The 5170-nt window shown below is 61.0% G+C and carries 6 protein-coding genes; 4 read left to right on the top strand and 2 right to left on the bottom strand.

The features are described from left to right. Nucleotides 1–1028 precede the first annotated feature (1028 nt). Genes KBY74_RS13580 through KBY74_RS13570 form a run of 3 tightly spaced genes read left to right on the top strand, consistent with a single transcriptional unit; the run spans nt 1029 to nt 3890 of the window. The gene (locus KBY74_RS13580) at nt 1029–1580 is read left to right on the top strand and encodes a hypothetical protein (protein ID WP_254943160.1); all 552 of its coding nucleotides are present in this window, start codon (nt 1029–1031) and stop codon (nt 1578–1580) included. Next, the gene (gene terL, locus KBY74_RS13575) at nt 1580–3283 is read left to right on the top strand and encodes a phage terminase large subunit (protein WP_254943159.1); all 1704 of its coding nucleotides are present in this window, start codon (nt 1580–1582) and stop codon (nt 3281–3283) included. The genes KBY74_RS13580 and terL overlap by 1 nt, the downstream gene beginning before the upstream one ends. Nucleotides 3284–3326: 43 nt before the next feature. Continuing rightward, nucleotides 3327–3890, top strand: a complete 564-nt coding sequence (locus KBY74_RS13570) for a sigma-70 family RNA polymerase sigma factor (RefSeq protein WP_254943158.1) — start codon at nt 3327–3329, stop codon at nt 3888–3890. Nucleotides 3891–3913: 23 nt separating this feature from the next. On the opposite strand, the gene KBY74_RS13565 is transcribed toward KBY74_RS13570, so the two are convergent. Then, the gene (locus KBY74_RS13565; protein WP_254943157.1) at nt 3914–4180 is read right to left on the bottom strand and encodes a hypothetical protein; all 267 of its coding nucleotides are present in this window, start codon (nt 4178–4180) and stop codon (nt 3914–3916) included. On the opposite strand from KBY74_RS13565, the gene KBY74_RS13560 reads away from it, so the two are divergent. Continuing rightward, nucleotides 4172–4420, top strand: a complete 249-nt coding sequence (locus KBY74_RS13560) for a hypothetical protein (protein ID WP_254943156.1) — start codon at nt 4172–4174, stop codon at nt 4418–4420. The two genes, KBY74_RS13565 and KBY74_RS13560, sit on opposite strands and share 9 nt — an antisense overlap. A gap of 145 nt (nt 4421–4565) precedes the next feature. On the opposite strand, the gene KBY74_RS13555 is transcribed toward KBY74_RS13560, so the two are convergent. Further along, on the bottom strand, nt 4566–5170 hold a 605-nt coding region (locus KBY74_RS13555; protein WP_254943155.1), incomplete at its 5' end, for an HAD family phosphatase.

Genomic DNA, 5170 nt, shown 5'->3' with positions numbered 1-5170 from the left:
CGGAGGGCCACCACAGAAGAGACTCTTAGTCTAACTATTTGACCGTTGTCTCTTGTCCAAGTTCTCAGCCCTTCTTTTGCGTCCTGCTCTTGCTTGAGAGGCAGTCCTCTAGTCATTGTTTCTACGCATCCCGCGAAATCCTGAGCCTTCATGCAGAACTCAGCCGCCTTGGTATCAACCTGAGCTATCGCCGGCGAAACCGACGGAATGCCAAACAGGACCGCAAGAGAGATCAAGCAAATACGCATGCCCGGAAAGTGTCTTTATTTACTATAGAGTATCAAGGTCTGTGGTGATAAGGCCAAAACCCTCCCATTATCCATGGCAGGAAGTCGCCCTAATTAGTGGACAACTTATTCTGAAGCAAGTCAATAATGCGTGGTCCAATCAATTAGCGGTAGTCCAACACTAGAGAGCCTGTGGATACCTTCCGCTATTGCATTTGCCTTATTGACTGCTCACCTGTCTAGACAACAAGCTTGCGGAGCTGTCGCTCGGCAGCACTCGATATTTCAACGGGCCAGGCGAAGGCCTGGACCACTGAATCGAGTGATCAGATGCTGTATGCACCAAGCCGCACTCGTTCGGCTTCTCAGGCACCCAGGCAGGCATCTTCCAGATCATCCCTTTCTTGCTGGATGAGTTTCTTGAGATAGGAGTCCTTGCTTCGCCCGATTGCCTGCGCCAGTTGCTCTCGGCGAGAGTCGATCTCGGGGGCGAGCTCGCTGGCAACGCGTATCGATCTCGACCGTGTTCAATGACCCGCTCAGAAGCACGCCAGCTCTGCAGACAAGGGACGCCTATCTCCAGCCCCGACGGCGGTCCGTGACACGCGGAAGAGGCCGCCGAGGACAATCTGTTAGTGAACGCTACTGATGTGTGTTAGGCCATGCCATCCTTTTGCGCGGTCAACTCCTTTTCAAGGCAGTACTGCCAACCCCTATCGCATTTCCTATGTACACTAGGGTTCGTTAGTTCAGGTAGCTACTACGAACCTCGCCCAGCCCACCGTTGATCCACGCCAGCAGGTGCGCCTGGCGCTGATGGCGGCACTTGGCGAGATCACACCAGAAGACCCGGCGATCGAAGTGCTGCGCAATTCCGCTCCGCTGGAGGACGCAGACGGCAACCCCATCTGGCCCGAGCCGCCGCCGGGGCACAAAGGCAAGGGACGCAGCAAACGCAATCCGGCCGCTGTTGGTGTCAGCAAGCGCTTTCCGCAGCAGAGCGTTTCGCCTCGCCCCAGCCGCTCTGAGGTGGAGCAGCGCATCGCCACGCTCCAGCTATGGCTGACGCAGCGCCAACCCGCGGTGATGATCCGCGACCAAGCAGCGCTGCTGTGGGAGATGACCTCCTACACGACCCTCAAGAAGTACCTGCGGGTGGCCCGCTCTCGCATGGTGGAGGAGCTGGTGGAAGACCGGCTGGTCCACCAGGCAGAAGCCATCTACGCCCTCCAGGACGTCGCCCGGCGCGCAGCTGACGCCGAGCAGTTCTCCGCCTCGGTGGGCGCCCATCGGGTGCTGGCGGAGATCACCGGCATGCTCCGCGCCCCGGTCAAACCACCGGCTGCCGCCTGATGCCCGCTTCTCTTACGACGGCATTCCGATCTGGTGGCCAGGGCGCAGCTTTGGTCGGTGGCCTGCTGGGTTCCACGGACCATGGCGATCCCTGGTGCGATGCCGGCGTGCTGGGTTACCGCGTCCCAGCCATGGAGGGGACCAAAACAGCACCGCGCAGCTTCCGCGACTTCATCACCGCGGCTTACCCCAGCTACGCCTTTCACACCTGGGCCGAGCGCCTGATCGCCCTGCTGCAGCGCGTCGCCAATGGCCAACTCAACCGCCTGATCGTCTGCTGTCCGCCGCGGCTGGGCAAATCACTGCTGGTCTCCAAACTCTTCCCGGCCTACTGGGTGAGCCGCTACCCGAGTCGCTTCTGCGCCATTGCCTCCTATTCAGCCGAGCTGGCCTACGCCCACAGCCGGGAGGCACGGCACTACGACCGGGCCTGCGGCCATGCCCTCTCCAAGGACTCCACCGCCGTGGGCAACTGGCTCACCCCTGAGCGCGGCGGCTGCATTGCCGCCGGCGTGCGCGGTCCCTTCACCGGCAAGGGCTATGCCCTGGGGATCATTGATGACCCGTACAAGGGCCCAGAAGATGCCAACTCCGCAGCTCAACGCCAGAAGCTGATCGAGTGGTTCCAGTCCGTCTGGCTAACCAGATCAGAACCCGGGGTGAATGGCAATGCCGGAGCCGCGCAGGTGGTGGTGCTCACCCGCTGGCATCAGGACGATCTGATCGGCTGGCTGCTGGCGCAGGAAAGCGGCGACGCACCGCAGCACTGGCAGGTGCTAAACCTGCCGGCCACCTGTGAGCCGCCAGAGCAGCAGCTGCAGTTCCCGGCCACCTGCAATGTTGAGCCCGACTGGCGACAACCGGGACAAGCTCTTTGCCCGGAGCGCTTTCCCCTGGCTGAGCTGGAGCAGATCAGGATCCGCGCTGGCAGCTACTGGTGGAATGCCCTCTACCAGCAGCGACCTTCTCCGGCTGGCGGTTTGCTGTTTCAGCGGCAGTGGTTGCGGCAAGTGCCGCAACGCCGCCCCAGCAGCCAGCACCAGGGCCGGGTGGGCCAGAAGGCCTATGCCCCCTTGGTGCTCAGCTGCGATCTCAGCTTTAAGGGGGGAGAGGGGAACGACTACTGCGCTTTTGTGTTGCTCGGCCTGGTGGCAGAGCCTCAGCAGCGCCATCCCGCAGCGGAAGCCAGAGCCCAAGGACAGCAGCTGCACCGCAGTGCCGCAAATATCCCTGCTCTACCCCTACCCACTCAGGAGGGCGCCGGAGCGAGCGTCCACCTGATCGAAGTGCTCTGGGCTCGCCACCAGCGCCTCGATCTGCCCGGTGTCGTCAAAGCCCTCAGCGAGACCCTGGCCTCTCTGGCTCTGCAGGGCCTTACCCCTGATGCAGTCTTAATAGAAGACGCCGCCAACGGTCCAGCCATCTGCCAGCTGCTGCAGCGGCAGATTCCAGGACTGATGGCGGTGCGGCCAGTAGGCAGCAAGGTGTCTCGCGCCCATGCCGTCGCACCACTGCTGGAGGCAGGGCAGCTGAGCTTTTGCCAGGGCGGCAATGACGAGTTGATCACCGAGCTGCTTGGGTTCCCCAACGCCGCCCACGACGACCTGGTGGATGCCTTCTGCCAGGGCGTGATCTGGCTGCAGAACCAGCACTGGCGAAGCCAGGGCAGGGCTACTCCCAGGCCTCTGCTTTTCTCCCGCTGAGCCCACTAAGAGGCAGGCCTTCTTCTTCCACTGCATCTGCGTCATGAGCGGCACCATTGCAAGCCATCAGTCACGGGCGCCACGGCCGAATCCGTCAGAGGGGAGCGGACAGGGGAGCGGCAGCCGCAAGCGGCACCCAAAGCATTGCCGCAGGCAGCCGCGGCGCTCGATCCATGCCGCCGCAGATGCGCTGGTGCTGGAGCACCTGCCCTTTGCCTCACTGGTAGCGGCTAACTACGCGCGCCGCACCGGCCACCCAAGGGAAGACCTGGAGCAACTGGCAGCGATCGGGCTGATCAAGGCCTCACGCCGCTACGACAGCCAGCGGGTGAACCGCAGCTGCTCCAACTTCATCGCCTACGCCAGGCCGTTCGTGAATGGCGAAATCACCCACTACCTGCGCGATAAAGGCTTCTTGATCTCCGTACCCGGCCGCTGGCGGGAGCTACATGCCAGGGGGCAGAAGCTGCTCAGGCAAGGGCTGCCTGCAGATCAAGTGCCGATGCAGCTGGGGCTCACACCTGAGCGCTGGGCTGAGATCGCTGCGGCCTGCTCGGTGCGGGTTGTTGCGATGGCGCTAAGCCAAACAGATGAATCCTTGGAGTGATGGCCTCTTGCCCGGAGTAGCCGTCAATTTCGATCAGGAAAGGCAGCGGAGTAGATCTGCTTGAGTCCATCGTGATAGCCCCAGCCGATACAAGAAGAAGAGCGCACAACCTCGGCGAGCCGTTCCCCGTAGGCCTCCTGCTTTTCCGTTGGCAGTCCGCAGATCACTTGGACAGCTCGGCTGGCCATGCCGAGCAAGGCGTCGTAGAAGCCTGCATCGATGTCGCCGTATTCAACAGTGAAGGCATTGCCCTGCTCCAAGAAGAACACCATCAGTTCGGCATGGCGCATTGGCTCAGCGACCGCCTTGCAGAAATCAGCAACGGCCTTTTTGGCTTTTGCGACCTGCAGAGGGCGATCGCGCTGCATATCCGGATACAGGCAGTCGGAGATGATCTTCTTGCAATCCTCCATCGCAGCCTCCGCATCGGCGTAACGAGCGTGGAGAAACGCCTGGTTCTGCTTGGAGAGTTGGTAGATCTCAGCGACAAGGCTGAGCAGGTCGTCATGGCTCAGTTTGATAACCGCTGATTTAACTGCTGACCATGTCTGTTTAGGCATGTTAGCGCTCAGTGACGCATCGATATGATTATGAATGCTTCGGTTCAGCCGTGCGTCTCTGGCGCATCCGCTGCAACGGATTGTGAGCTGGCGGTGCTAACTGCTGCTTCGTGCCTCACCTTTTCGCGGGCGGGTAGATGACCTTCCAGTCCTTCTTCATGTCAACAACTGTCCAGCCTTTCGTTTGTGCTTCGTCGAGCGCCTTGTCCAGTTGACCGACATGGGACTTGCGGTCGTAGGCCCATTCGCGCACGCCATCGGTGTGATGAACGATGAGGGCAAAGCGTGCACCGGTGCCGCCAGCGGTCCATTGCAGCATCTCGAGGTCGCCGTCAGAATTGCCAAATGCCGCAATGGGGCGGCGGCCGATGTGCTGATTTATGCCGATCGGCTTGCCGGCTTTGTCGTCGATGAAGTTCAACTCGGACAGGCGCACGAGTACGGGGTTGCCATCACGCAATTCGAACTTTGTTTTTATGCTGCTACCGATGACCTGCTCGGGCGGAATGCCGTAGACCTTTTCCGTCCAAGGGCGCATGAACTCGATGCCGCCGCCAGAAACGATGTAGGTCTTGAAGTCGTTCGCGCGCAGGTAGGTGAGCACTTCAAGCATCGGCTGATAGACCATCTCGGTAAAAGGCCGCTTGGTTCCGGGATGCTTCGCGGTGGCGAGCCAGTCTTTGACGATTTGCGCGAATTCATCGGAGGTCATGCCGGCGT

It is taken from the genome of Cyanobium sp. A1C-AMD, assembly GCF_024346495.1.
Classification (GTDB): domain Bacteria; phylum Cyanobacteriota; class Cyanobacteriia; order PCC-6307; family Cyanobiaceae; genus Cyanobium_A; species Cyanobium_A usitatum.
This window is presented reverse-complemented; position numbering and strand designations above follow the sequence as displayed.